Annotated in this window: 26 protein-coding genes and 1 pseudogene; 15 read left to right on the top strand and 12 right to left on the bottom strand. The window is 41.7% G+C overall.

Features of this window, described 5'->3' with window-relative positions; all coding sequences use genetic code 11:
• Positions 1-416 precede the first annotated feature (416 nt).
• On the top strand, positions 417-608 hold the full coding sequence (locus V7K15_RS18515; RefSeq protein WP_292790970.1) for a hypothetical protein: 192 nt from the start codon (positions 417-419) through the stop codon (positions 606-608).
• 187 nt (positions 609-795) lie between these two features.
• Here the strand turns inward: V7K15_RS18515 and V7K15_RS18510 are convergent, their stop codons facing one another.
• On the bottom strand, positions 796-1200 hold the full coding sequence (locus V7K15_RS18510; RefSeq protein WP_334907459.1) for a hypothetical protein: 405 nt from the start codon (positions 1198-1200) through the stop codon (positions 796-798).
• 520 nt (positions 1201-1720) lie between these two features.
• On the opposite strand from V7K15_RS18510, the gene V7K15_RS18505 reads away from it, so the two are divergent.
• Both V7K15_RS18505 and V7K15_RS18500 read left to right on the top strand, forming a co-directional pair.
• On the top strand, positions 1721-1924 hold the full coding sequence (locus tag V7K15_RS18505) for a hypothetical protein (RefSeq protein WP_334907457.1): 204 nt from the start codon (positions 1721-1723) through the stop codon (positions 1922-1924).
• A gap of 141 nt (positions 1925-2065) precedes the next feature.
• Positions 2066-2362, top strand: a complete 297-nt coding sequence (locus tag V7K15_RS18500; protein WP_334907455.1) for a hypothetical protein — start codon at positions 2066-2068, stop codon at positions 2360-2362.
• Between the two features lie 93 nt (positions 2363-2455).
• Here the strand turns inward: V7K15_RS18500 and V7K15_RS18495 are convergent.
• The 4 genes and pseudogenes from V7K15_RS18495 to V7K15_RS18480 all read right to left on the bottom strand — a co-directional run.
• A pseudogene (locus V7K15_RS18495) lies at positions 2456-2569 on the bottom strand (VapC toxin family PIN domain ribonuclease); the annotation flags it as partial.
• A 27-nt stretch (positions 2570-2596) separates the two neighbouring features.
• Positions 2597-2890 carry a hypothetical protein gene (locus V7K15_RS18490; RefSeq protein ID WP_334907453.1) on the bottom strand — a complete coding sequence of 98 codons (294 nt, stop codon included), beginning with the start codon at positions 2888-2890 and terminating at the stop codon, positions 2597-2599.
• Positions 2891-3184: 294 nt separating this feature from the next.
• A complete protein-coding gene (gene asnS, locus V7K15_RS18485; RefSeq protein ID WP_334907451.1) occupies positions 3185-4576 on the bottom strand; it encodes an asparagine--tRNA ligase in 1392 nt (463 codons plus the stop codon).
• A gap of 178 nt (positions 4577-4754) precedes the next feature.
• Positions 4755-5117 carry a hypothetical protein gene (locus tag V7K15_RS18480; protein ID WP_334907449.1) on the bottom strand — a complete coding sequence of 121 codons (363 nt, stop codon included), beginning with the start codon at positions 5115-5117 and terminating at the stop codon, positions 4755-4757.
• A 44-nt stretch (positions 5118-5161) separates the two neighbouring features.
• On the opposite strand from V7K15_RS18480, the gene V7K15_RS18475 reads away from it, so the two are divergent.
• Positions 5162-5440 carry a DUF6439 family protein gene (locus V7K15_RS18475; protein ID WP_334907447.1) on the top strand — a complete coding sequence of 93 codons (279 nt, stop codon included), beginning with the start codon at positions 5162-5164 and terminating at the stop codon, positions 5438-5440.
• A 54-nt stretch (positions 5441-5494) separates the two neighbouring features.
• Here the strand turns inward: V7K15_RS18475 and V7K15_RS18470 are convergent, their stop codons facing one another.
• Positions 5495-5944 (bottom strand): ATP-binding protein, encoded by a 450-nt coding sequence (locus V7K15_RS18470; protein ID WP_334907445.1) that lies wholly within the window; start codon positions 5942-5944, stop codon positions 5495-5497.
• Positions 5945-6338: 394 nt separating this feature from the next.
• Positions 6339-7745 carry a 23S rRNA (uracil(1939)-C(5))-methyltransferase RlmD gene (gene rlmD, locus V7K15_RS18465; protein WP_334907443.1) on the bottom strand — a complete coding sequence of 469 codons (1407 nt, stop codon included), beginning with the start codon at positions 7743-7745 and terminating at the stop codon, positions 6339-6341.
• Between the two features lie 150 nt (positions 7746-7895).
• On the opposite strand from rlmD, the gene V7K15_RS18460 reads away from it, so the two are divergent.
• Positions 7896-8381: an allophycocyanin subunit alpha-B gene (locus V7K15_RS18460; RefSeq protein ID WP_334907441.1), complete on the top strand. Its 486-nt coding sequence runs from the start codon at positions 7896-7898 to the stop codon at positions 8379-8381.
• Positions 8382-8860: 479 nt separating this feature from the next.
• Here the strand turns inward: V7K15_RS18460 and V7K15_RS18455 are convergent, their stop codons facing one another.
• A complete protein-coding gene (locus V7K15_RS18455; protein WP_334907439.1) occupies positions 8861-9145 on the bottom strand; it encodes a hypothetical protein in 285 nt (94 codons plus the stop codon).
• A gap of 227 nt (positions 9146-9372) precedes the next feature.
• On the opposite strand from V7K15_RS18455, the gene V7K15_RS18450 reads away from it, so the two are divergent.
• The 8 genes from V7K15_RS18450 to V7K15_RS18415 all read left to right on the top strand — a co-directional run bounded on the left by V7K15_RS18450 (position 9373) and on the right by V7K15_RS18415 (position 18935).
• The gene (locus V7K15_RS18450; RefSeq protein ID WP_334907437.1) at positions 9373-9687 is read left to right on the top strand and encodes a hypothetical protein; all 315 of its coding nucleotides are present in this window, start codon (positions 9373-9375) and stop codon (positions 9685-9687) included.
• On the top strand, positions 9674-10066 hold the full coding sequence (locus tag V7K15_RS18445) for a type II toxin-antitoxin system death-on-curing family toxin (RefSeq protein ID WP_334907435.1): 393 nt from the start codon (positions 9674-9676) through the stop codon (positions 10064-10066). Before V7K15_RS18450 ends, V7K15_RS18445 begins: the two co-directional genes overlap by 14 nt.
• Before the next feature lie 42 nt (positions 10067-10108).
• On the top strand, positions 10109-12541 hold the full coding sequence (gene purL, locus V7K15_RS18440; RefSeq protein ID WP_334907433.1) for a phosphoribosylformylglycinamidine synthase subunit PurL: 2433 nt from the start codon (positions 10109-10111) through the stop codon (positions 12539-12541).
• A 173-nt stretch (positions 12542-12714) separates the two neighbouring features.
• The gene (gene purF / locus V7K15_RS18435; RefSeq protein WP_334907431.1) at positions 12715-14214 is read left to right on the top strand and encodes an amidophosphoribosyltransferase; all 1500 of its coding nucleotides are present in this window, start codon (positions 12715-12717) and stop codon (positions 14212-14214) included.
• A gap of 270 nt (positions 14215-14484) precedes the next feature.
• Entirely contained in the window at positions 14485-15051 is a 567-nt protein-coding gene (locus tag V7K15_RS18430) for a Uma2 family endonuclease (protein ID WP_334907430.1), read from the top strand.
• A 70-nt stretch (positions 15052-15121) separates the two neighbouring features.
• Positions 15122-15637 (top strand): pentapeptide repeat-containing protein, encoded by a 516-nt coding sequence (locus tag V7K15_RS18425; RefSeq protein ID WP_334907429.1) that lies wholly within the window; start codon positions 15122-15124, stop codon positions 15635-15637.
• Positions 15638-16763: 1126 nt separating this feature from the next.
• Entirely contained in the window at positions 16764-17297 is a 534-nt protein-coding gene (locus tag V7K15_RS18420; RefSeq protein WP_334907428.1) for a hypothetical protein, read from the top strand.
• A 15-nt stretch (positions 17298-17312) separates the two neighbouring features.
• Positions 17313-18935 carry a sensor histidine kinase gene (locus V7K15_RS18415; protein ID WP_334907426.1) on the top strand — a complete coding sequence of 541 codons (1623 nt, stop codon included), beginning with the start codon at positions 17313-17315 and terminating at the stop codon, positions 18933-18935.
• 9 nt (positions 18936-18944) lie between these two features.
• Here V7K15_RS18415 and V7K15_RS18410 read toward each other — a convergent pair whose 3' ends face one another.
• The 3 genes from V7K15_RS18410 to V7K15_RS18400 are packed head-to-tail and all read right to left on the bottom strand — an operon-like array spanning position 18945 to position 20876.
• Positions 18945-19226, bottom strand: a complete 282-nt coding sequence (locus V7K15_RS18410; RefSeq protein WP_334907424.1) for a hypothetical protein — start codon at positions 19224-19226, stop codon at positions 18945-18947.
• Between the two features lie 52 nt (positions 19227-19278).
• On the bottom strand, positions 19279-20325 hold the full coding sequence (locus V7K15_RS18405) for an ABC transporter permease (protein WP_334907422.1): 1047 nt from the start codon (positions 20323-20325) through the stop codon (positions 19279-19281).
• A gap of 32 nt (positions 20326-20357) precedes the next feature.
• A complete protein-coding gene (locus V7K15_RS18400; protein WP_334907420.1) occupies positions 20358-20876 on the bottom strand; it encodes an adenine phosphoribosyltransferase in 519 nt (172 codons plus the stop codon).
• A gap of 449 nt (positions 20877-21325) precedes the next feature.
• On the opposite strand from V7K15_RS18400, the gene V7K15_RS18395 reads away from it, so the two are divergent.
• The gene (locus tag V7K15_RS18395) at positions 21326-21952 is read left to right on the top strand and encodes a DUF3038 domain-containing protein (RefSeq protein ID WP_334907418.1); all 627 of its coding nucleotides are present in this window, start codon (positions 21326-21328) and stop codon (positions 21950-21952) included.
• Entirely contained in the window at positions 21949-23394 is a 1446-nt protein-coding gene (locus V7K15_RS18390) for a DUF4335 domain-containing protein (protein ID WP_334907416.1), read from the top strand. The genes V7K15_RS18395 and V7K15_RS18390 overlap by 4 nt, the downstream gene beginning before the upstream one ends.
• Before the next feature lie 259 nt (positions 23395-23653).
• Here the strand turns inward: V7K15_RS18390 and V7K15_RS18385 are convergent, their stop codons facing one another.
• Positions 23654-25921: a transglycosylase domain-containing protein gene (locus V7K15_RS18385; RefSeq protein ID WP_334907414.1), complete on the bottom strand. Its 2268-nt coding sequence runs from the start codon at positions 25919-25921 to the stop codon at positions 23654-23656.
• Between the last annotated feature and the right edge of the window lie 266 nt (positions 25922-26187).

The raw sequence follows: 26187 nt of genomic DNA, 5'->3' as shown, positions 1-26187 counted from the left end.
ATCGCTACACGTTATGATAAGCGAGCAATAAACTTTCTTGGTGCAATTTATCTTGCTGCTACTGTTATCTGGCTTAATTGATGACACGCCCTAGCGTTTAGGCGACGAGTTGCAAGACATTGAGCCTCAAACTAGCTACAATCCATGAGGCTATTCTACACTGGAATAAGAGAATGTGTGTTTAACTGACTTAGATATAGCGTTTCCTAATCACATGAGTTAAATCATAGTTAGTCCCCTCCTCGCTTGCGGGGAGGGGGTTGGGGGTGGGGTTCTTGTACCTCACAAAGGCCGAGAAGCGCTATATCAAAAACTGCGGACTTTTGTCATACCTTCTCGGTGTTGGTTATGAAATGCTTACCTCGTGTGGTAAAACTTAACTTAAATTCTGTCAGTTACTAACGGAGTTGATGGGAATGAGTACCTTAATTTTTATTGGCTTGATAGTGGTTTACGGAGGCGGCGTTTTGAAATTTTGGAATGGGTTTGGTCGGACTAATTTTAATCCGACTTTGACCAATCGCATTGGTTTATCTTTGCTATGGCCAGCTTTGTTTATTACAAATCAATCCTATCGTCGAAACTTTAGAAAGGCGTTGAAGGGCTAGAGTTTACTATTAAGTACAACGTCATCCGATCCTGACGGTGGCATATATCTCAATATAAATCTAACCCCCCAACCTCCCTTCCCTAGTAAGGAAGGAAGGTTGGGTTTGCTCCTTTTAGGAAGGAGAGGAATTAGGGAGGGATAAGTTCGTTAACCGTTGGAAGTATTTCAACTGATGAATTTAGGAATTAGTGGCCATTGGTTATTACGTGGATCGCTCCACCTACAGCCGCACCATCAACAGCATTGCCAAGGGTATGTCTCCCATCGCCAGTAATTATCCCAGTCAAGGCGCTAGCCCCAGCCCCGACTCCAACATCTTGACCAAGGTTGCGGTGACGGCGACCGCGAGTGTTTCTCAGACCATTTGCACCGTTGACTGCTGCACCAGTGACACCACCTTTGACAGCATTGCCTAATACACTACCATGTCCTCTAACAGCTCCTGTTACCACGTTGGTAACAGCCCCAATACCTGCATCTCTTAGTACTTGGTCATCAGCAGCAGCAGGTTTCGCGGGAACTAAGGTGACACCAGCTAAACTTGCAGCCATGAGACTGGATAAAAGTGTACGCTTTAAGATATTATTCATTGTGTTACCTTCTCAAAACATCAAACAACTGGCTAAAAAGCAAAGTTGCTGGAGTTGGATAAAATCTAATTTTTTCCTGTGAACAACAGCAACTAATTATTGTTCTCGAATATATATCATCGCACTTCCAAAGTCATAATTGCATCTACTGAAAGCATGAATCTAGATTCAGTCCAGAGAAGCCCTTACTAATTTATTAGGCAATACTGGAGATTACCTATTGACAAAATAAATTAAATATGCAATTAAGATTTTTAGATGTGTAAATTGCATTTTTTCATTACAACAAGCCATTTCTAATAATAAATCGCGTAGTGTTTACCCTATCTATCTAAAGATAGTTGCCAAAATAATTCAACTAACTCGTCGGAGTTAATATTTAATTCTCTTAGTTTAGCAGCTAAGCGTTGCTTTGTGCTGAGGTCATGGGAGCTATCCATATTTTAATTACGTATTTCTCTGGTAGCATTCCCTCGAAAAATTAAATAAGCTGATAAAAACTTATTTAGAATTCAAAAACGTGGATATCATTCAAAATATCAATGAAGCAGCTACCTTTGCAACAGTAGGCGCAGTGGTAGGAGTGACTGTATACCACAGTATTGGAGGTGCAGGTTTAGCAATTGGAGGAACTGCTTACGGAATAGGTTTAGTAGGATTTGCTGGGACTGGTGCAGCTGCTGGATTAGCTATTTACGGGATGAAAAAGTCAGTTTTTGGATAATTAAGTTCGCTTTCAAATTTTTTTAAATTGAACAATCAGGGGAATTAAAAGAATAAATTTAAAACCCCTATTTTGAAATAGTTTTGGAGGCAAAAGTAATGATATTAGATTTATATAGACTTGGTAAAGAAATCGCCCAAGATGCCAATAAATTATTCGATCACACACGCCATAGCGTTAAACATGATTTGGGAGAAACAGTTTTATGTGACAGCTAATCGTGAGTGGAAAGTAAAGGTTCGCCGCACAGGTAATCGCGGACGCTACCTTAAAATCTCTTCATATCCAGATTACAAACAAAGCCTGAGAGCATCAGCAGATAAATACAAATCATATTTACAAATTACTTCTGATGAATGGGAGGTTTTTTATCGGACAGCAAAAGGACTAAAGGATTCTCGCGCTAGGGCTATTTTAGACAAGTTAGTAGGAATTTAGGACTACAAACCGGGTTTTTCAAAAAAACCCGGTTTTTAAACACGAGTGTCACAAGGACAAATGTAAATTTAAGTAGAGACGAAGCTCTTATTTCTAAGAATCTGTTGATAGCCAATTCTCTAAGCTTAGTCCTTCAACTCGTAGCAAATCAGAGTCATTAAAAACGAGAATTAAACTGCGTGCGATCGCCGTCGCTCCTATCAATATTTGTATCTAATAAATAACTCACTTGATCTATTTTGCTTTTACTGCTTCATCGTACATTTTTATTTGCTCTGGTGTCAAATCATTTAACGTACCAAAAACAGCCTCTAAAACAAGAGTTTTATCAATTCTGCGTATTAAATCATTATCTTTAATCACTCTCATTTCTTCAGGAGAAAGCTGCCCAAAAAGTTCTCCCAACATTTCAATCATTTCTTGTTTGTTTAATTTAACCAAGTATAAGCTATTACTTTTAAATAGTTTTTCTACAATTGGCGATATCCGATTGATAACTTCCTGATGATAGCTAGAAACTTCTTGCATAATTTTCTCCCAGTATTTCACTAATTACCTCAATTATAAACAATCCTCCTCAGCGTTAAAAAAAGGCGGGTATGACTTCGGCGTGAGCGCTCAGTCGAAGGCTGCCCACCCCACAAAATTTTGAATTCAAAAATCTTAATTTTAACTAATCGCTTTATAAAATACGCGACTATACAAACAAAACCCGCGATCGCGGGTTTTGTAGACTCATGATAAATATATTCAGTGGGATTTCTCTTTATCCACAATAGTCAAAGACCTAGCTATTTCCAATTGCCAGGTGTAAAATGTAAACTAAAACTCCGCACTTTGCGGTGTACGTGGGAACGGAATCACATCACGGATATTTCCCATACCAGTCATAAATTGCACGAGTCGTTCAAAACCCAACCCAAAACCCGCATGGGGGACAGTACCATAACGACGTAAATCAAGATACCACCACAAGTCTTCTGGGTTTAATCCTTGCGCTAAAATGCGGCGTTCTAGAACTTCTAAACGTTCTTCTCGCTGCGAACCGCCAACAATTTCGCCAATTTTCGGTGCGAGAATATCCATTGCGCGGACGGTTTTTTCATCGTCATTTAAGCGCATATAAAAAGCTTTGATTTGCGCTGGATAATCTGTAACGATCGCAGGCTTTTTAAATAATTGTTCAGCTAAGTAGCGTTCGTGTTCTGATTGTAAGTCTAAACCCCAACTCACCGGATATTCAAATTTAACATCAGCTTTTTCTAAAAGTGCGATCGCTTCTGTATAAGTTAAGCGTTCAAACTGATTATTAATAATATTTTCGGCTGTTGTCAACACAGATTTATCAATGCGCTCATTGAAAAATTCCATGTCTTCTGGGCAAGTTTCCAACACATATTTAAAAATGTGTTTCAGAAACGCCTCAGCTAAATCCATATCGCCTTCTAAGTCACAAAAAGCCATTTCTGGCTCAACCATCCAAAATTCTGCTAAGTGGCGGGAGGTATTGGAATTTTCTGCACGGAAGGTAGGGCCGAAGGTGTAGACGTTAGAAAACGCCATTGCCATAACTTCTGCTTCCAACTGGCCGCTAACTGTTAAATATGTGGGTTTAGCAAAAAAGTCTTGAGTGTAATCTACTGCTTGATTTTCTGTACGCGGAATATTCTTTAAATCCAAACTGGTAACACTAAACAGTTCACCCGCGCCTTCGCAATCGCTAGCAGTGATGATGGGTGTGTGTACCCACAAAAAGCCTCTTTCGTGGAAGAATTGGTGAATTGCTGTCGAACAAGCATTTCTGACGCGGAAAACTGCACCAAAAGAATTAGTCCGCGATCGCAAATGTCCAATGGTTCGCAGAAACTCAAAGGAATGGCGTTTCTTTTGCAGGGGATATGTATCGGGATCAGCTTCTCCGTAAACTTTCACTGTCTCGGCTTTCAACTCAATTCGCTGTCCTTTACCAAGAGAAGCCACTAAGTAGCCTGTCACTTCGACAGCAGCACCCGTATTCAATTTTTTCAAGATAGCTTCATAATCCGGCAAATCTTGATTAATGACGACTTGCAAATTAGCTAGTGATGAGCCGTCATTGACTTCAATAAAAGCAAACCCTTTGGAATCGCGTTTCGTCCGCACCCAGCCTTGAACTTGGAGGGACTCATCAGGTTGGCCACTTCGCAATATTTCTGCAATCCGTCGATTTACCATATTATGCAATTTATATTTCGTCAACGTAGGGAATAGAGATATTAAAGAATCTTAACGAGTTAGCTCAATCTCAAATCGTTCGACTGAGCATCTCGACTTCGCTCGACGGAACCGTAGCCGTACCCCTCCGGGGAAGCAAGCTACGCGTAGCGTTCCGCAGGAAAGTCCAAAATTGGGATTATCCAGCGCAAGACTTTAATATCCAGCCTATGATAACGCCCATTCCACCAAAGCGGACGGCTTGCCAGAAAGGTTTTTTGAAGCTACGCCAAGAAAATAACTGGCTTTCTAAGTTTAGTTCTAGCATTTCCAACTGCTGTTGAATTTGCCGTAACTCTGCTTTGATTTCTGGTGTCTGAGATTTATTGTGCTTGAGTTGATCCCGGCGCTGTTGCCATTGTGCCTGTTGTTGGCGATCGCGTTGCACTTGATCATAACGTTCTTTTAAGGACAGGAGCGATCGCTCTACTTCTTCCAGTTCTTGTTCAAAATCTGGTTCTGGAGTTTCCCCTGGCGTTTGCGATTGTTTTGGCGGCTTCATTTACAAGTAGTAAAGTAGAAGTAAATGCAAATGTACCAATAGTTATGTCTCAATTTACCCAGCTGCCTAAAACCAGTCAACTGAATGAACTTAGTACTTTGGAACTAGCTCAAGCCCTGATGGAAAGGTTGAGCATTTCCCCTGACGATTGGCATCGCCTCAAGTCTAACCGCAATTCTCGCGCTAATGAACAAGTGGCAGCAGCTATTGTGTATCTTTTAAAGAATCAGCCCCAAGAAGCTCAAGCTAGATTAGAACAAGCAGTTGGTTGGTTAGATAGGTCTATTTCTGCCCCTCCCTGTCCGAGTCACGGAAAAAGTTAGGAGTTATGAATTATTATTCAACTCCTAACTCCTAACTCCTAATTCTTAAATACCTTATCGCCGCAGAGATAATCCCCGGCGATTTTCCATTTGTTTACAAAGCCTCAATTCTGTGCCTTTGCGGTTCCACTCTACCTGATCAAAAATTTGATAGAGAAGACACAAACCACGACCACTTTCTGCCTCATCTGGTGGGAGATAGTCTGTTGATTCTTCATCACTACTAGATGAAGGAGTAAAGCCGCTACCCTGATCTGAGATGATCCACCAATATTGATTATCTATTAAGGAAAAACGCACTACAACTGTTTTACTTGGATCAAGATTATTGCCATGTTTAGCGGCGTTTACTAGGGCTTCTTGAAGTCCTAGCCGCAATTCGGCTTGTAACTTGGCTGGAATTTCTGCCAACAGTAAATCTAATATTGGACAAAGATAGAGGGTTGAGGCAAAACTAATAGTGCCCCAATAACGTCCAACTGGACGGAGTGAAATAGTAATCACAAGAGAAACCCCATAGCTTTCAGTTAGCTAGACATCAGTTTGCTATTAGAGGCACCCTGATAAAACTTAAGGTGGTCATGCTGCCTTCAAACTTGCGTCTTTAAAACTAAATTTTGAAAATGCTAGGGAGCAGAGCATTGGCTTTATCTATGGTTGGGATTGTTTAGATATATAGCGGCTGCAATAAGTTTGATAATGAAGTCAGCAACTTAAAAAGATGCTAGTAATTTAAAAGAGTATTGGCATACTCTAGTTAATTGCCGATTTGTAATTTACACAATCCAATTTCACATTTTTAAGAGCCTATGCAACTTGAATTTCTTTAAACAAAATGAATTTCTATTTTTAGCTTAATTTAATTTTAGCATCTTTAGTATGCACTAGACTAAAAATTTCAAATTTCAGTTTTGCTAAAGGAATTACTACCCTTGTCCAAATGTGATAGCACAAGAAAGGCGGCAGCTTCAACGTGAGCAGTTTGAGGAAAAAAATCAGCAGGTTGTACCCGTGTGATGGTATATTGCCCATCTTGACAAAGCAATTTCAGGTCACGGGCGAGGGTAGCTACTTTACAGCTGACGTAAACGATCCTATATGGTTTCAATTGCCGTAAAGTCTCGATGACAGCGCGATCGCACCCTTTACGTGGCGGATCGAGTATTACTACTTCTGGTATTGTGCCAATTTTTGTCAGCAATTTTTCTACTGTCCCAACTTGGAATGTCACATTATCAATTCCGTTGCGGTGGGCATTCAAAATAGCTTGGTCTACTGCTGCTGGTTGCACTTCTAATCCTGTAGCAATACGTACTTTTTTGGCGAGGGGTAAAGTTAAAGTCCCGATACCACAGTAGGCATCAACTAGCAACTCATGCCCTTGAAGATTGAGTTCTGATTCAATTACCTGTAAAAGTGCCTCTGCTGTTTCTGTATAGACTTGGAAAAATGTATCTGGGCGCACTTGAAATTCCAGTCCAGCAAAATTTTCACGCAGGTGTGGGACTCCAGCGATGCAACGGGTTTCTGATCCAAAGATAGCATTTGTGCGATCGCTATTGCGATTTAGGGACACTCCCACTAATTGCGGATAACGCTTTAACCATTCCTGGGCTTGGGTTTCAATTCCTGATAAATTCCAGTCCTTCACCACCAAAGTCAGCAACATTTCTCCAGTGTGTCGCCCAATGCGTAAACTGAGATGGCGAATTTTCCCTTGATGACGCTGTTCGTCGTAAATTTGCCAACCTTGCTGTTGAATATCCTGCTTAACTTCCGCAAGTAAGGGATTTAATCGCGCGTCTTGGACTGGACATTGATTTAAATTAATTAATTGGTGACTACCTTTTTGATAATAACCAGCTTGTACCTGTCCTGTTGCCGATGTACCCAGAGGATATGTAGATTTGTTACGGTAGCCGAAAGCAGAAGGGGCGGCGAGTACCGGATCAACTGGTGGTTGGACAAAACCGCCAATCCGTTCCAAAGCTTGGATAACTTGATTTTGCTTGGCTGCTAGCTGGTAATCATAACTAATATGCTGCCACTGGCAACCACCGCACTTGTCAGCCACAATACAACTAGGTCTAATCCGGTGGGGGGATCGTTCCAATAGCTCCTGGAGCTTTCCGTGGGCGTATTTGGGTTTAACATGTACCAAGCGGACGATGGCGCGATCGCCTGGAACAGTATCTGGGACAAACACTACACGCTCATCAGCGCGTCCCACTCCATCGCCTGTATCACTAAGATTAGCGATCGTCACTTCAATTAATTCACCCTGTTGCCAAATTATTTTAGTCATTAGTTATTAATCAAGAGTCAAAAGTCAACACTAAAGAGTCAAAAATTATTAATTCTATCTGCTCCCTGATCTCTATCATCTCTCTTCACTTGTGTACCTCCGACTCGTTAAACTAACAGATAAATAATATTTCAGGTGATTTCAATCATCATGACTGTAATTAGCCAAGTTATTCTCCAAGCCGACGACGAACTGCGTTATCCCAGCAGTGGCGAACTTAAAAACATCAAAGACTTTTTGCAAACTGGCGTACAACGGACGCGGATTGCGACTACCTTAGCCGAAAACGAAAAAAAGATAGTTCAGGAAGCAACCAAACAACTTTGGCAGAAACGTCCTGACTTTATCTCCCCCGGAGGTAATGCTTACGGAGAACGTCAACGCTCTCTATGTATCCGTGACTTTGGCTGGTACTTACGTCTAATTACTTATGGCGTGCTTGCCGGCGACAAAGAGCCAATTGAAAAAATCGGTTTGATTGGTGTGCGGGAAATGTACAATTCCTTGGGCGTTCCCGTAACTGGAATGGTAGAAGCGATGAATTCGCTGAAAACAGCCTCCCTTAGCTTACTGAGTGCAGAAGACGCTGCCCAAGCAGCACCCTACTTTGATTACATCATTCAAGCGATGTCTTAATACAAAGTGTGTGCTGGTTCTAGGAGTATACTTCCGATCTACTAGAGTCAGTGCAAGATATTAGCGCTCAATAGGCATAAGATCCCCAATTTGATCATACCTTCCCCACATTTTGTAGTGGCTGTGGCAAAATCTCTGTCAAGTTATCAACCAGTTGTGGGGAAATTTTATTGACAAATCACACGTAGATACAAAAAACCGACAGTCCTTGATTAAGGCTGTCGGCAATTAAGTGTGTTCCCTATTAATGACTCGGCTAGAGTTCAGTTGTGATTAATTATCCCTAGTTAGCGATCGCAGCGAGACGATCCTAATCATACATACGTGTGATTCTCGTCACATGATTGTTACAGCTAAACTGTATATACTAGAATAATTTCTAAGTTGCAGTAGATATCTGCAATTTATAGTGTTAAATATTACAGTAAAATTACTTAGTTAAGTCATCTTTAAATATCGCGCTTTACAACATAAATTAATTAGCATCCCAAAATACTTTTAACGCCATTCACCAATATAGCTACTAATTGAACTGATGCGGTGGTTGCACTAATTGTATTAAACATTGCGCCAATTGCTGCTGATATCGTCTCCATACTAGTTCCTGCTATAAGCATTGTTATTACTGTGCTTGAAATAGAAAGAATTCCAGTAGCAGCTATACCCGAACCAGCTAAAATTGCGCCGACTATAGCAATAATAATAGTCCATTCCAATGGATTATGACTGTGACAAACCTGAATAAAGATTATAGGAAAATTCATTTTAATACTTCAATATGTTGCATTTAGTTAATCTTAATTTTATAAAAAAGCCTTTATTTGTGATAATAGAAAAATTAATCAAATTATCAAGGATTCAGCTTAATTGGCTAGGAAGTTAAGTGTTTTTGCAGTTGCCTTAATTGAGTAAATCACAATAGCGCGATAAGCTAGAGTTAGGAGCAGGACTGATTCACAACGTCTTGCAACAAACCTAGTTTGGGGTAACGATGGCAACAGAAGAAAAGCACAGCACTTATTTATCAGAAGCCGAAAGCCGTTTGCGTCAACTTTCTATTGAGAAGTTGCGAGTAGCAGTTGCATTTCTGGCTTATTTACAAAAAACAGAAGAAAGCGAAGCTACTGAAAAACTATTATTAAATATTCCTGATTTTGTCGAATCTTTCCCCGAAATTGAACAAAATGAAGACAAATTAGAAAATACTGCCTCAAATCAGATTGCCTCAGATGAAGAAGTATGGCAGGCTTATTTAGCTTCTAAACAGAAATGGGAGGAGGTTTACCGTCGCCTTGCAGACTCCTAGATTTATTTCTATTTCTCAAGTCTTAGATATTCACCAAGATGAGATAAACAGCTTTGGTGGAACATCTGGTGTCAGAGACGAAGGTTTGCTAGATTCAGCACTGGCACAACCTCAAGCTACTTTTGGCGGTGAACTTCTCCATCCAACAATTCACGAGCAAGCAGCAGCGTACCTGTACCATTTAGCGATGAACCATCCGTTTATTGATGGTAACAAGCGCACTGCATTTGCGGTTATGGATACCTTCATAACCTTAAACGCCTACAGTTTGAACTTATTGTCAGAGCAAGCTTACAACTTGGTGATTCAAGTAGTTCAGAAAGAAATATCCAAAGAAGAATTATCTGCATTTCTGGAACTGCATCTACAAGCCAAGTAAATCGATAGAATAATGCTCTGTCCCCCAGAGTGCATTATTTCCATGACTGCAACCTCAAAACCAGCCTTTTCTGCCGAAGAAATCGCCGCAGAAGGTTTAAAGCCAGAAGAATATGAAGAAATTGTCCGTAGGTTAGGGCGTCATCCTAACAAAGCTGAACTGGGAATGTTTGGGGTGATGTGGTCAGAGCATTGCTGTTACAAAAATTCACGACCGCTATTAAAACAGTTTCCCACGACAGGCGATCGCATCCTCGTAGGACCTGGTGAAAATGCTGGTGTTGTAGACTTGGGTGACGGATTCCAATTAGCTTTTAAGATTGAATCCCACAACCACCCCTCAGCAGTCGAACCCTTTCAGGGAGCCGCAACGGGAGTAGGAGGCATTCTCAGAGATATCTTTACAATGGGTGCGCGTCCCATTGCCCTATTAAACTCGCTACGCTTCGGTTCCCTAGAAGATGCCAAAACTCAAAGGCTGTTCCAAGGCGTAGTGGCGGGAATTTCACATTATGGTAACTGCGTTGGCGTACCCACAGTGGGCGGTGAAGTTTACTTTGACTCTGCTTACTCTGGTAATCCTCTGGTGAACGTGATGGCACTAGGGTTGATGGAAACAGCAGAAATCGTCAAATCGGGAGCATCTGGCTTAGGCAATCCCGTGCTTTATGTTGGTTCCACCACTGGGCGCGATGGTATGGGAGGCGCGAGTTTTGCTAGTGCAGAATTGAGCGATGAGTCAATCGATAACCGCCCTGCTGTGCAAGTGGGCGATCCCTTTTTGGAAAAGTCGTTAATTGAAGCTTGTCTGGAGGCGTTTAAGACAGGTGCAGTTGTCGCCGCGCAAGATATGGGAGCGGCGGGTATCACCTGTTCTACCTCAGAGATGGCGGCAAAAGGCGGTGTGGGAATTGAACTAGATTTAGATAAGATTCCCGTCAGAGAAACGGGGATGGTTTCCTATGAATATCTGCTTTCGGAATCTCAAGAACGAATGCTGTTCGTTGCCCACAAAGGGCGTGAGCAGGAATTAATCGACATTTTCCACCGTTGGGGACTTCAAGCTGTTGTTGCTGGTACAGTCATCGCTGAACCGATCGTGCGGATTTTCTTCCAGGGTGAAATAGCAGCAGAAATTCCGGCTGAAGCTTTGGCGGAAAATACCCCACTATATCATCGGCAGTTGTTGACAGAACCGCCAGAATATGCGCGTCAAGCTTGGGAATGGACTGCTGATTCCTTACCTCGTTGCACAACTACTGGAATAGAACTCCAAGGAGGGCTGCAAAGTTGGAATGATATTCTCTTAACTTTGCTCGATACACCCACGATCGCTTCTAAAAATTGGGTATATCGTCAATATGACCATCAAGTACAGAATAATACAGTAATTCTACCAGGTGGTGCAGATGCGGCTGTTATCCGTTTGCGCCCCCTTGAAGAAATCCCCAATCGTTCGACTGAGCATCTCGACTTCGCTCGACGGAACCGTAGCCGTTCGCGTAGCGTTCCGCAGGAAAGTCTAAAATCAGGGGTGGCAGCGACGGTAGATTGCAATCCTCGTTATGTTTATCTTGACCCCTACGAAGGAGCTAAGGCAGTGGTGGCAGAAGCTGCACGCAATCTTAGCTGTGTGGGTGCAGAACCTCTGGCGGTAACGGATAACCTGAATTTTGGCTCGCCAGAAAAACCCATTGGTTACTGGCAATTAGCAGAAGCTTGTCGCGGTTTGGCGGAAGGTTGCCGAGAATTGGCGACACCAGTCACAGGCGGAAATGTTTCTTTATACAACGAAACCCTCGATTCTCAAGGCATCCCACAACCCATTTATCCCACTCCTGTTGTGGGTATGGTGGGCTTGATTCCCGATATAACCAAAATTTGTGGTCAAGGTTGGCAAGCATCCGGCGATGTAATTTACTTATTGGGATTACCCATACAATCCAAAATCAGTTTGGGAGCATCTGAGTATTTAGCCACTATCCACAGTACTGTTGCCGGAAAACCGCCACGGGTAGATTTTGACTTAGAACGCCGCGTCCAGAAAGTTTGTCGTGAAGGAATTCGTAATGGTTGGGTACGTTCAGCCCATGATAGTGCTGAAGGGGGAGTGGCGATCGCACTAGCAGAATGTTGTATTGCTGGCAAGCTTGGTGCCAAAATCAATTTAGAAATAGCACCAACGCAGTTAAACCGCCTCGATGAGGTGCTGTTCGCCGAAGGTGGCGCCAGAATTTTAGTTTCTGTTGCATCAGAACAACAAGAAATTTGGGAATCATATTTACAGGAACATCTTGGTCAAGAGTGGGAAAAATTGGGTGTAGTTGGTAATTTTGAGACTGATTTGGGGGTTTTCACCACTGATAACCAAACCTTAATCAAAGTTAGTATCGAAGATATGAGCGATCGCTATTCCCATGCGATCGCCAGACGTCTCGCCATCCCCACCACTACCGCCAAAGAAGTTAGGAGTTGAAAGTGAGGAGTTAGGAATCAAAAGCATAACTCCTAACTCCTCACTCCTAACGGATTTATTAGGCATAATTACGGTACTGTTTTAATAGATGGTTAAAGATTTGTTAAGAAGTCTACCACCATCTATCCAGAGAATCCCAGTGACTTGACCCCCCCACCAGGAGCAAAGCTAGCATGATTTCTATTCATTCTGTCACTTCGGATGAATACCCCGATCAGAACAACAACCCAATCAATAGTCATGAAAATCAGTCTGACAAGCCAGAAGAAGCTTGTGGTGTTTTTGGCATCTACGCCCCAGGAGAAAACGTTGCTAAACTGACCTACTTTGGATTGTATGCCCTCCAGCATCGGGGTCAAGAATCAGCTGGAATTGCCACCTTTGAGGGTACACAAGTACATCTCCACAAAGATATGGGGTTGGTGTCTCAAGTTTTCAATGAATCCATCTTGGATCAGTTGCCTGGTAGCCTTGCTGTTGGTCACACTCGTTATTCGACCACAGGTTCTAGCCGCAAAGTTAATGCCCAACCCGCAGTACTGGAAACTCGCTTAGGTTCATTAGCTTTGGCGCATAACGGTAATTTAGTCAATACAGTGCAACTGCGTCAAGAGTTGCTTGAGAATAAATGTAACTTAGTCACAACAACAGACTCAGAAATGATCGCTTTTGCGATCGCAGAAGCCGTCAATGCTGGCGCAGATTGGGTAGAAGGTGCAATTCAGGCATTTCACCGTTGCCAAGGAGCTTTTAGTTTAGTTATTGGGACTCCCATTGGTGTTATGGGTGTCCGTGACCCCAATGGGATTCGCCCCCTAGTAATTGGGACTTTGGCTGGTAATCCAATCCGTTACGTTTTGGCTTCGGAGACTTGTGGTTTAGACATCATTGGAGCCGAATACCTGCGAGATGTAGAACCAGGGGAATTAGTTTGGATTACTGAAGAAGGTTTAGCTTCCGATCATTGGAGTCAAAAGTCCGAGCGGAAATTGTGTATCTTTGAGATGATTTATTTTGCTCGCCCTGATAGCGTCATGCACAACGAGAGTTTGTATAGCTACCGAATGCGGTTAGGGCGGCAATTAGCGAAAGAATCTCCTATAGATGCCGATATTGTCTTTGGTGTTCCTGATTCTGGTATACCTGCTGCGATCGGATTTTCCCAAGCGTCTGGTGTATCCTACGCTGAAGGACTGATTAAAAATCGCTACGTTGGGCGAACTTTCATTCAACCAACCCAAGCGATGCGCGAGTCAGGTCTCCGTATGAAACTCAACCCCCTTAAAGATGTGCTGGCAGGTAAACGAGTGATCATCGTAGACGACTCGATTGTACGGGGTACTACCAGCCGTAAACTGGTTAAAACCTTGCGTGAGGCTGGTGCAGTAGAAGTACATATGCGAATTTCTTCTCCGCCTGTAACTCATCCCTGCTTCTATGGCATTGATACCGATTCTCAGGATCAACTAATTGCTGCTACCAAGTCAGTAGCGGAAATTGCCAAGCAACTGGAAGTAGACAGCCTCGCCTATCTGAGTTGGAAGGGAATGCTAGAAGCGACAAGAGAAGACACCAATAGTTTCTGCTCTGCCTGCTTCACTGGAGATTATCCCGTAGAAATTCCTCAGCAAGTGAAGCGTTCTAAGCTGATCTTAGAAAAGGTAGTGGTGTAGAGGCTAGTACCGCAAGGCGTAATTCGTAATTCGTAATTATGCTCTCTACAAGACGCTCATTAGAAATGGGTGGCTTATTATATGCCGTACTGTACTAGGGACTAGAGACTGGGGAATGAGGGCAGCAGAGAGTGAATAATAACTCCTAACTCCTAACTCCTCACTCTTGTACAGACGCGATTAATCGCGTCTCTCCTCACTCCTCACTATTAACTAATGTCCAATTTCCACTCAGGCTAAAATAGCTAAATACTCTAATAGAGATGATTTATGAACCAGCCGATATCTGAGAAAGTGCGCTGGACTACCGCCGACTTAGAATTGTTTCCAGATAACGGGAACCGCTATGAAATTATTGACGGAGAATTGTTTGTAACTAAAGCGCTTCACTGGAATCATCAAAAAGCCTGTGCAAGAATTTGTACTACCTTGGATAATTGGTCACAGACTACTGGTTTGGGAGAACTTGTGACTGCTCCAGGCATAATTTTTAGCGATAATGATAATGTGATTCCTGATGTTGTCTGGGCTAGCAATGAGAGATTGCCCCTACTTTTAGACGAGGCGGGGCATTTGACTGGTGCGCCAGAACTGGTTGTAGAAGTGCTATCTGCTGGTAGTGAAAATGAAAAGCGGGACAGGGAACTTAAACTAAAGCTTTACTCCGCAAGAGGTGTCAGAGAATATTGGATTATAGATTGGCGCAAGCAACAGGTGGAAGTCTATCGGCGTGAACAAGCGAGTTTAAAGTTAGTTGCTACGTTGTTCAATAGTGATGAGTTGAACTCACCCATATTGCCTGATTTTACTTGTGCGATCGCATCCTTATTTATTTAACACAATAGCAAGCGATCGGTGAAGGTGAGTGCGCTATCTTTGAATATGTTAATTAATGCGGAATTGAGGTATGGATGCTGAGGAATTGCTCAGGCGTTATGCTGCTGGAGATAGAGATTTTACTCGAGTTGATTTGAGTAACGCTAACTTGAGTAAAACCGACTTGCAGGGTATTAATCTGAGTAGAGCTTATTTGGATGGTGCAAACCTAATGGATGCCAACCTCTGTGGGGCTTGTTTGGTAGGTACTCACTTCGAGGCTACTGAAATGATTAATACTGATCTCAGACAGGCTAATCTCAGTGATAGTCATCTGAGTGCGGATCTGAGTGGGGCTAATCTCAGTGGTGCTGACCTAAATAGGTCTCACCTGTATAGCGCCTCTTTGGAGAGTGCTCTGTTGATTGGGGCTGATCTCTCCTACGCCAAGTTGGAGGCTGCTATTTTTGATGGGGCTAACCTCAGCTATGCTAACTTGACGGGTAGTACTGATGGTAATGTCAATAATGCTATTCTTTACCACACCATCATCTGGGATGGAAGTATTGTGAGCAATGACCATAGGTATAAACGCTCCCCTCGGTAGTTGAGAAACGAAACCCAACATTCATGACCGATATCCAATTAGGGCTTGCTGAAGAAGTAGGAAAAGGTAGTGAGTCGGGGAACCCGTCCAATGCACTGGCTCACCAAGCCCTTCGGGCACTTAACAGGGAATTCTTAACTCTTAACAGTAAGAAAAACGTGCCCGAATATTGGGTCTGAGAGCAACTAAATTTATTTATGAAAAGAAATAAAAATATTTTTTAAGGGGACGCGCAGCGCAAGAAAAAGCGAAAAACGCGGTCTTGGGCAAAGCCCCAAGTGGAGCGATTTTTTAAGACAATGCACCCTTGTATAAATCCCCTAATTTTAATTATGGGGATTTCCCTGTTCCCTCTTAACTACGTGTATTTCAAAAATCAAATAGGAGTCCTATATATCTTCATAATAAATGTAGATATTACTTTAATTTTAAAAATAAATTAAGTAAGTGGGTCAAATTAAATATAAAACCTCACCCTGCCTCCGGCTTCCCTCTCCTTAGTAAGGAGAGGGATTGAGGGTGAGGTTTGATCTTATATTTAATTACGCCTACCTACTTACTACATTGAAATACTAATGCTATATTTGCAAACATTTAATATTTAAATTTTCATATTTCTAACATAATTATAAATTTTAAAAAAGTTAATTAGTGATCATACTGAGACTTCATGATAACTAATTCTTAGCATTCTTTTATAAAAATAAGAATAAATTTTCAGAAAAATATAGACAAGTAAATAAAAAATAAGTATTAATTAATTTATGGATTCGGTTTTATTAAATCTAACAGTAGCTGCTCATTGCCATGCTTTTGTTATTTACACAATAAAAGCAAATTAATATAGCAATCCAAATTTAATCGTTAAAAAATACGGAGATTAAAAGTACGTATTTATTTATAAGTTTTTCAGCCTTTTACTCTTTCACAAATGATTTAGGATTGCTATATATAAATAGCAATCCGAATTGAAACGTGAGAAAATACTGAGATGAAAAGTACGTATTTTAAAGCCTTTCAGCGATTTTGCATCTCACGAATGATTTAGGATTGGTATAGCAATCTCATCAAGGCTAATAATAAAGTTTAAAAAATCTTGTCTTAAATAACGTTCAGGACTATAAAGATGGCTTTTGATTTAGATACAACTTTTCAAATAGATGTAGAGCATATTAAGTTAAAAGAAGCATATTCAACAGTATTTGGTTTACATAATCCGAAAATTCCTTTTGTCATTTGGTTACTAGAAAATCCTAATAGCCCCTTGGCATTACCTGGTAAAATTAGTCTTCAATATCATGATTATATTCACATACTCTTAGGTAGAGGGATTTCTCCTCAAGACGAAGCTTTTGTAATTGGATTTACTATGGGAAATGACTTAAATACTAATAGAATGCATTTATTTATATATAAGTTTTTTGCTCAATTTATATATCCATATCCATATAATTTTTCTAAATTAGATTTAATAAATTTTGACTTAGGTTTAATTTATGGAAAAAAAATTAAAATCAAACAAATTAATGAGATAATTTTTGAAAATTATCACAATAAGACTATAAATTATCTCAGAAATTATTTTGGGATTAGTGCTGATGAGATCCAACTAATACGACATTTTGAAACTTGGTTAATGCCCGATTCTAATTATATCTAAAACAAGAGTATGAAAATGCACTTACCTTATAAACTGAGATTTATTCCATCTCAAATAATAACTGTAACAGTATTACTAACGTTACTTTTATTTATTCCTCAAATTTGGCTTAATTGGCAAGCATATTACCGTTTCAATAGTATTACTAAAAATGAATTTCAACTCCAAAAACTCAGTGATAAAATTATCTATTTTGATGAAGTATTAACCATGTCAGCCCGCATGAATGCTGCTACAGGTGACTTTACTTGGGAACAACGGTATCGCCAATTTGAACCTCAACTCGATGTGATCATTAAAGAACTTATTAAACTGGCTCCTAAAACATATGAAAATGAGGATGCCAAAAAAATTGATGCTGCTAATCAGCAGTTGGTCAGAATGGAGTATCAATCTTTTGATTTAGTCAAGAAGAATCAAAAACAAGCAGCCCAACTACTATTGTCTAGTCGCGAATATGAAACTCATAAACACATTTATGCAGATGGTGTTGCTAAAAGAAACCATAATATCTCACTTCAGTTACAGCAGACAGTTGCTGAATATCGCAAAAGAATGTTTTGGGCAATTTTAGAATCTATCATAAGTTTAATAATACTTATTCCGGCATGGCTTTTGGTATTAAATTTATTGCAAGAATATTTAAAAGCGAAAAAAACTGCTCAAGCTGCCTTAGAAGAAGCTAATTATATCTTGGAAATGCAAGTTGCCACGAGAACGAAAAAATTAAAACAGAAAAATATTCAACTACAACAGACACTGCAAGAATTGCAAAATACTCAAGTACAACTGATCCAAACTGAAAAGATGTCCTCACTGGGTCAGCTAGTCGCTGGTGTTGCTCATGAAATTAATAACCCTGTTAATTTCATTTATGGCAATTTAACATATGTTAAAGAATATATTCAGCAATTACTAGCTTTAACGAATCTGTACCAGCAACAATATCCTCATGACAACCCAGAAATAACTATTTTAATTGATCAGATAGATTTGGAGTTTATTATTGATGATCTGCCGAAAATCTTATCCTCAATGGAAGTTGGTACTGATCGTATCCGCGAGATTGTGCTAACCTTACGGAACTTCTCCCGTCTTGATGAAGCGGAAATGAAACCTGTTGATATTCATGAAGGAATTGATAGCACGCTGTTAATTTTGCAGCATCATCTCAAAGGAAAATCCGAACAGCAAGAAATTAAAATTATCAAAGACTATGAGAATTTGCCTCTTGTGGAATGTTATGCAGGAGGATTAAATCAGGTCTTCATGAATATCTTGAGTAATGCTATTGATGCTTTACGTCAACAGGAAATGGAGCGCTTAAAAGAAGAAATTAAACAACACCCCAGTTTTATTACTATTCATACTGAAGTTAAAAATCAAGAGTGCGTAGTTATCAGCATTAAAGATAATGGTTCAGGAATAACTGAGGAAGTTAAGACTAGATTGTTTGACCCCTTCTTTACTACTAAACCTGTAGGCAAAGGTACTGGTTTAGGATTATCTATTAGTTACCAGATTGTAGTAGATAAGCATAAGGGAAAAATTAAGTGTGTTTCTGCACCTGAAAAAGGGACAGAATTTGTGATTGAGATTCCTATCAAACAGAGACAAGCTGCTTTGAGTCCACACTAATCCATAAATTTAACTGTGCTGCAAAAACTCAACTTTGGGCAATAACGGGTCAGTCACAATACCCACACCGCTAAAACCCCAACGTTTTAGCAGGTTTCCCAACTGTGTACGCGCAATAGATTCTACAGTAAAGCGATTTGCCACTTTTGCTGCATGGGTGTTGAGATAGCTTAAGGCATCAAAGTTTTCCTGAAACAGCAATAAATAACCTGATGTTTCGGTATCAGGACGAGCGATGAGATAATTACCGTCAGTTTTTGAGCGCACCAAGTAATAGACTTCGGACAGCATGGAGATGAGGGAGATGGGGTTAAACCAATGACCAATGACAAATGACTAATAACTAATTAAGATTTTCTAGGCGAATGCGTGGATCGGCGGCTTTTAACATCAAATCGGCGATTAAATTACCAGCAATCAGCAGCACTGCACCCATTACCAAGCTTGCCATTAACAAATATAAATCTTGAGCTTGTAAAGCCTGTAGAGTCAACCTCCCTAAACCGGGCCAGTTGAAGAAAAATTCGGCAATGAAGGCACCGTTTAATAAACCAGCTAATTCAAAACCCAATAAGGTAATTAAGGGATTTATCGCATTGCGGAGGGCATGAACGTAGATGACACGGTTTTCTGGCAGTCCTTTGGCACGAGCCGTTTGGATATAATCTTGACGCAGCACATCCAATAATTCGCCGCGAGTGATCCGTTGTAAACCAGCAAAACTTGTAATTGAGAGGGCGATCGTGGGTAAAATCATGTGCCAGCCGATATCTAAGATTCTGCCAAACCACGACAGTTCCGAGTGATTGATGCTAGTCATACTACCCACTGGGAATAAGGGCGAGGTGATTTGGGCTAAAACCAGCAGCGCTAAGGCAGTGATGAAAGTGGGAAAACCTTGTCCGGCATAGCTAATTACCTGTAAAATTCTGTCTCCTAGCTTATTTTGGTTAACAGCAGCAAAGATCCCTAGAGGGATAGCGATCGCCCATGTGAAAATTAAAGATGCGATCGCTAATAGCAAAGTCGCTGGTACCCGTTCCCACAACATTGATGCCACTGAACGTTGATAAATAAAACTCGTGCCAAAATCCCCTTTTGTCAAGATTCGCCATAGCCACAGCCAAAATTGCTCTGGCCAAGACCTATCCAAACCAAACTGCCGCTTGATTTCCGCAATTCTTTCTGGAGATATCTTCGGGTTTTGCCGCAGCGTATCTACATAATCACCGGGAGCGAGTTGAATAATGAAAAACGACAATGCTGACGCCAAAAACAAAGTCAGTAGTGCCTGCAATAGCCGCTTTGCCACATAAACAAAAGTTTCGCTCGTGACTAGCCTGATTAGCCAATCCCGACCTGTCTCCAAAGAAATTCTCGTAGATGTCATTTGTCCTTTATCCATTGTCTAATGACCAATGACTAATATTCAATTAGAGAGATAATCGGCACGTCCGGCAAATATTTACGCCCTTGTAAATCCCGTAGCTCGATAATAAACCCAAACCCCACCAGTTCGCAGCCAATCTTCTGCACCAACTTTGCTGTTGCACTCGCAGTTCCACCCGTGGCAATCAAATCGTCCACAATCAAAACTCGGCTACCTTGGGGTAAAGCGTCTTGATGTACTTCCAGGCAGTCTGTACCATATTCTAGTTGATACTCAATTGAATGAACCTCTGCTGGTAACTTACCTTTTTTGCGGACGGGAATAAAACCAACTCCTAATTTATAAGCCAGAGGTGAGCCAAAAATGAATCCCCTCGACTCTATACCGATGACATAATCCGCCGTTATTCCACGTTCGTTGCATTTTTGTGTTAAAAAGTCAATAGTATAGCGCAGTCCCTCTGGATCGCGCAGCAGCGTAGTAATATCCCGAAATAAAATTCCGGGTTTGGGGAAATCTGGGATGTCACGAACGAGAGACTTTAAATCCATAAAAAAGGGATTGGGGAATGGGGCATGGGGCATAGGGAATGGGGAATGGGGAGTGGGGAGATAAGGGAGAAGAATTAATAATTAATAACCAATGCCCAATGCCCAATGCCCAATGCCCAATGCCCAATGCCTAATTTCAGATACCTGAAAAATCGTACACTATAATGTCATACGCTGGGAGTCGCGGCTGAAGCTTCACCCTTTATTGACGATAATTAGAATCTAAACCAAGCTAGAAAAGGTATTGCACTCATAAATGAGGTGAATTAACTGATGTTTTAAAACTTTGATTTCAATATAGGGAAATCTTTGAGTAGAAAGAGTTAAGTAATGTATATATCAGGTAGTCATGCTACTGCTACAAGTCTAATGTTCAAGTCTTGGCTACCGACTACCGATCTTAAATTTGTTTTATCTAATCTGTTGGAACCGCACAAGGTATTTATAGAATGAATGTCTCAGCAAGTTTAACGCCGTTCAACAGTCCAACCCAAGATTCACTGCCGACGATTCTGGACACTTTACCAGATCCAGCGATCGCTTCCAAGACCTGTCCTCGAAGAACGCGGTTGCAAATTGACCTGATTTTACTGGCAATTGAAGCTTTAGAGCTTGGTGGTTCGGAAGCAATCCTGGCTTTTGCTCAAGAGTTGGATCTTAAAGGAATTGTTAAAGACAGGGTGAATTTATGGCGGATGCGTAGCTCTAACCCGCTACGAAGAGCGCACATGCGCCGTCCCTTAACTATTATGGAAGCAAAAGCTCTGGTGGTCATTGCTTGCTACATGGCGCGGCGTTTAACTGTTGTTATCCGCCAGTTACTAATGATCTGTCAACAAATGGAAGAAAAGCAGATTCCATTAGAACAGAATTTGCGCCTATCTAATTATTTAGAGCGGTTTAGAGCGCATTTTAAAAGCCGGATGAATGCTCGACGTTCTGGTTTACTGGCATTAACTTCTGATGAAAAATTAGATGAGCTAGCAATAAATTTGTTAGGACAATTACTATTTTGTACGGGTACAGCTGGAATGCAGAGGTTCTGGATTAGTTTATTTGACGGTGAAGTGGAATGAATATTCAACGTAAGTACAGTCTACCTAATTGTACACTGCTTTTAGAAGGGTTAAGTGATGTCACTAGGGCTGCACAGTTCCAGGAAATGCGCCCGGAATTATCAATATTGGTAAATGCAGAATGCTATTTATCTGGTTACAATCAACCCCTAACCGGAGGGCGGGAATTTTTTGAAAGTTTGGTGAGGGCTGTTAGTGGTTACGCTCAAGAATTTTTAAGTAGTGTACCCAATCCGCAAGCACACAACCAGGAATCGGAGCTAGTAGAGTTTCAGAAAGTTGACAGCAACCGACACAGGTTAATTATACATTCAGAAGGTACTCCAGAGGGGTTCGAGTCTCACTCTAAAAACTCCAAACGTCCGCCGATTGAAATAGATTTGAATACGGTGCAGTTGTTTGATTTAGTGGAAGCAGTCGATCAGTTTTTTGCTGATAGCCAAACTTTACCAGAACTTTCTTTAGAACTACAACCAGTTACCAGACGCTATGGCGGTGCTAGTCAAGCTTTGGTCAGACAGGCCGTTCCTGCTGCTGTGGGAGTATCAACTTTAGCAGTAGCAGCGATCGCTTTTAACTTGATTCCACCTCCCCAAATGCGTCCACCTCAGCCGAAACCAGATGAGCAAAGTAGCTCGACAACAAAAAGCCTCACCCCTCTAGCATCAGCTGCTGCAACTCCGATCGCTACTGCAACACCGATCGCGGCTGCAACACCCGCAGCTAGTACCAAGCCAGCAGTTAAAGATTTAGAAGCACTTTTAAATACAGTTCCTGAAATTACTGATCCATCCCAGTTACGTGCATTAAATCGCCAAGTATACAACCAAATTCATCCAGCTTGGACTAATCGCTCAGGATTGAACGAGGAATTAATTTATCGTTTGGGTGTAGCTGCGGATGGAGCGATCGTTGGTTATAAAGCTTTGAATAAAGAGGCGAATCTAAGAGTAGGGCAAACTCCTCTGCCTAACCTACTTTACAATCCTGCTAACCGCGCTCCCATTTCCAATGAACCGATCGCCCAATTCCGAGTCGTGTTTAATACACAAAGTGTACTAGAAGTTAGCCCTTGGCGGGGATATGCTAGTACACCACAGGTACTCGGCGCAAAAATTACTGACTCTAATATAGTGAAAGGTTTAAACCAAAAGCTTTATAATGCAGTTCGCAAAACCTGGAGTGGCACTCCCACCTTTACGCGAGATTTAAAATATCGGGTAGCGGTTAACAAAGATGGTGTAATTGCTGACTATGAACCACTCAACCAAGTCGCCTTTGACTATTTCCGAGAAACACCGCTTCCGAAGATGTTCAACGCTATCTACGGTTCCAATGTAGCAGCCCCCAACAATAAAGAACCTCTCGCCCACTTTCAAATGATATTCAAGCCTAGCGGTACGCTGGAGGTCACTCCTTGGCAGGGATATCAGTCTAATTGATAATTATTAATTCATAATTCATAATTAAAAAGGGTTTGATTCCCTTGCTTCTACAAGCAGTTATGTTTTAGTTGGGGCTTCGGCGTGAGCGCTACTTCTCTACGAGAGGCTGCGGCAACGACTTCTCTACGAGACGCTACGCGAACGCTCAGTACAAGTCAGTACAAGTCAGTCGAACGGTTGAAATCCCCTTTCTATTACATAATTATGAATTATGAATTATGAATTATGAATTTTTAATCATAGCCCAATGCCCAATTTATCTTGTAATCCGTCGCATATAATTGCCCCATAACTGAGCTGCTTGAGCGCTGCTGCCAGATGTCGGGGAATTATTGTCGTTTCCCAGCCAAACACCAGTTACAAGCCGCCGACTAGGGATAAAACCGATGAACCACAAGTCAACGTTTTTATCAGTCGTGCCAGTTTTTCCAGCTTCCCCCAGTCCAATGGCAGCACTACGACCAGTACCTCTGGTGATTACGCCACGCATCAAACTAGTCATCTCATCGGCGACACCATTCGGCAGCACTCGTTTGTTGGCATCGGGATCTTGGTCGAAGGAGTAGATAACACGGCAGGTTTTGATATCATTGCGATCGCCGCAATCACTACTATCTAAAATTCGCTTAATCGCATGGGGAGGATTTGATACACCGCGATTGCCAATAGCGCCAAAAGCACCAGTCATTTCTAAAACATTCACCACACTTTGACCCAGCACCAAGCCAGGAACTTGATCGAGGGGTGACTTTATTCCTAAATTCTGTGCCATCGCCACCACTTTGTTCAGTCCGATTTCTCTGGCAACTCCCAAGGCGATGGGATTTTCTGAAAGAGCCAGCCCGGTGGCAATATCTAAACTACCAGCACTGGAACGACAGGGTTTATAAGTAAAGCCTTGCCAAGTTAAAGGGGCGCAGGAATAACTTTTTGATGCTGAAATTCCCTGTTGAATGGCGGCGGTGTAAGTAAAGATTTTGAAGGTAGAACCTGGTTGTCTTTTGGCTTGGACAGCACGATTGAACTGACTTTTTTTGTAATCAGTCCCGCCTACCATTGCCAGGATGCTACCAGTACTGGAGTCAAGGGTCACTACCGCTCCTTGAGAAAAATTAAAATTTGCGCCACTGTTATTGACTGAATTCCGCAACGCTGCTTCGGCTTGGCTCTGAATCGCTTGATCCAGCTGAGTTTCAATGATATAGTTTCCTTCTCTTGCGGCTCCCTGCCCCAAGATTGATTCCAGTTCCGAGAAGACGTAACTGTAAAAATAAGGAGCGATCGTTTTAGCTTGCTGTTCACAGACTTTAGGACTAACTTGAACAGTGGAACGTCTAGCTCGGTTCGCATCCTCTGGTTTAATTTTGCCCATCTCTAGTAACCGCTTAATCACGCGATTGCGGTATTCAGCAGCTTCTAGCTTATTGTGACTATCCCCACAAAAATCGAAGCCGTTGGGGGCTGGTAGAATTCCCACTAACGTTGCTGCTTCTGCCAAAGTTAGTTCTTTAGCTGACTTCTCAAAGTAATATCGCGATGCATCCTCAAAACCAGAGGTATCTCCCCCCAAAAAAACCCGATTTAAGTACATCAGCAAAATATCATCTTTGCTGTAAAAGGTTTCGAGTTTCAGGGCGACAATTGCCTCCCGCAATTTACGTCCAATGGTATCCTGTCTGCCGACATATTCGCGGAACAAACTGCGGGCAACTTGCTGGGTAACAGTACTAGCTCCTTGTTGGACATCTCCGCTGCGGCTATTGATCAACACGGCTCGTAAAATCCCCAGAGGGTCAACCCCAAAGTGCCAGTAATAACGACTATCCTCTGAAGCCACCACCGCAGCAGGTAAATAAGGGCCAAATTCCTCTAAACGTTTCATGTCTACATGAGAGGTAGTTCGAGGCTCTCTCAGTGGGGTAGTTCCATCACGGGCGTAAACAACTACTGGGGCGCGTGTAGCTGTAGGTAGAGGTTTAACTGTAAATTTCAGCCATTCGACACCAATTACTAATGCTAATAGGGCACTGACACCACCGACACCATAAGCTGTCAAACTTGCAGCTTTGACATACCAGGCTGGTGGATAGACGTATTGCAACCGCACAGAAGCGGCGAGTTCTGGAGGACCCAGAGTTAAAATATCCCCATGACGCAGTTCCAGGGAACTAACACGACGCTTGCCACGATAAATGCCATTGGTGGAGTTTTCGTCTTTGATCACGAAAACTGGTGTGTGCTGAGTAAAATTCCGTGATAGTGACAGGTGAATTTGGCTGACAACAGGGTTACGGATAACGATATCGCTCGATTTTGAGCTACGACCTAGAATATAGCGATCGCCCAACAGTGGATATACTTCTGCTTTATCCGCCCCCGCATCCTGCACCCAAAGTTCTGGTACCTTGGCATTAGGCTTGAGCGCCAATTTAGAAAAATCGACCCTAGCTTGAATCGTATGTACTGCTTGAGTCAGTTGACCTAGTAACGTTTGTGGCTTGTGAGGCGGTTGGGGAGAACTCATCGGCTATTCACATCACAGTTTTTAGTGAAGAATCGGGCGAATTACAATCAATTTAGATGTTAGTCTTTCATCATTTTACTCATAAGCCAAAGCATAAATTGGCTATACGGAACTTTTTTTATCTAATTTATACTAAAGCTTAGTTTATGACTAGAATTGATTTGTGATTTTTGTCACTTACTTACAGGGGTAGAAATTTTTTCTCCATTCTCAAAGGCTGATTTTAGCTACTATTACTAGTTCAATAACTACAACCATAACTTTTG

It is taken from the genome of Nostoc sp., assembly GCF_036919815.1.
Taxonomy (GTDB): Bacteria; Cyanobacteriota; Cyanobacteriia; order Cyanobacteriales; family Nostocaceae; genus Nostoc.
This window is presented reverse-complemented; position numbering and strand designations above follow the sequence as displayed.